We start from the raw sequence: 1,306 nt of genomic DNA, 5'->3' as shown, positions 1-1,306 counted from the left end.
GTGGTTGCCCCCCTTATAATGGACATATAAGATAGTATGAAGATACGACATATCAACATTTTAAGGGGATAATAATATGGCAAAGAAACGTACATTTTCACATACTAATGCCGAAATAAAGTTAGAAGCTGTACTTCAAATCTTAGAAGGTAAGCGATCAGTAATTGAGGTTGCGAACAGTTTAAATTTACACCGTGATACCGTAAATCGTTGGGTTAATGCCTATAAGCAAAAGGGGGAAAGTGGTTTAGAAAACCCCCATTCTCACACATCCTCTCAATCTAAAAATGATAGTAAAAAAGTGAGGGAGTTAGAGAAACAACTAAAAGAAAAAGAATTGGAGAATGAGATATTAAAAAAGTTCCAGGCCTTTCTCAAGGGGAACGAATAAGCAAGATATTCGAAGCTATTTCCTTCTTGAGAAAGGATTTTTCAGTCGTCCTTCTTTGTCGTGTATTAGGGGTTTCAAAGGGTGGGTACTATGCATATCTAAAAAGACCTAAAAAGGTAATCTCAGACCAGGATCGCAAGATTTTAACTAAAATTAAACGAGCATATACATTGCATAAGGGGACATATGGAGCTAAAAGAATAGCTGGATACTTAAAAGAAAAAGGGACTCTTGTAAATCATAAAAAGGTAGCTCGTTTGATGAATGAAGCTAATATTAAAGCAGTAGTTAGACGGCCAAAAGCAACTAAAGAAACAAAGAGTCAAGCTGCTGGATATCTATATGAAAACCATTTAAATCGTGATTTTCATGCCAATCTTCCAAACAAAAAATGGGTCACAGACATGACAGAAGTCCTAGTAGACCAAGAGAAGTTTTATATTTCAGCTTTGATGGATTTATTTAATCGTGAAGTGATTGCATTCAAAGTAAGCTCCAGTCCAAATCAGGAGCTTATTAAAGATACAATTGTGGCCGCACAAAAAAAGAGAAATTTGAAGTCACTAGATGGGGTAATTATTCACAGTGATCAAGGTAGTGTGTATAGATCTGTTAGTTATAATCAATTAAGTAAGACTTTGAAGTTTACGCCAAGTATGTCTCGTAAGGCAAATTGTTGGGATAACGCTGTTATTGAAAGCTTTTTTTCACAGTTAAAAACTGAATTTCCTTGTTTCTATTCAAGCATTCAAAAAGATACATTCCAGAGAGATCTGAAAAATTTTATTCAATATTATAACGAAAAACGAATCCAATATAAACTAGGATTCGTTTCTCCTAAAAAATACTATTTAGATTATCAAAATGCAGCTTAATGTCGAATTTTTTGTGTGTCTATTTATTAGGGGCTTGACC

At 34.2% G+C, this 1,306-nt stretch carries 2 protein-coding genes; both read left to right on the top strand.

Annotated features, from left to right (window positions below):
- Positions 1-76: 76 nt before the first annotated feature.
- Positions 77-391: a transposase gene (locus tag V7161_RS07625; protein WP_335443691.1), complete on the top strand. Its 315-nt coding sequence runs from the start codon at positions 77-79 to the stop codon at positions 389-391.
- Positions 352-1,266: an IS3 family transposase gene (locus tag V7161_RS07620; RefSeq protein WP_335443693.1), complete on the top strand. Its 915-nt coding sequence runs from the start codon at positions 352-354 to the stop codon at positions 1,264-1,266. The genes V7161_RS07625 and V7161_RS07620 overlap by 40 nt, the downstream gene beginning before the upstream one ends.
- Positions 1,267-1,306 lie beyond the last annotated feature (40 nt).

Origin of the sequence: Neobacillus drentensis, from assembly GCF_036965425.1 — a bacterium.
In the GTDB taxonomy this organism is placed as follows: Bacteria; Bacillota; Bacilli; order Bacillales; family Cytobacillaceae; genus Neobacillus; species Neobacillus drentensis_F.
Note: the sequence above shows the minus strand (reverse complement) of the source record. Positions and strands in the feature narration are given on the sequence as shown.

Excerpts from the sequence above, each read along its gene's own strand:
- V7161_RS07625 (WP_335443691.1), top strand. The coding sequence starts at position 77 with ATGGCAAAGAAACGTACATTTTCACATACTAATGCCGAAATAAAGTTA.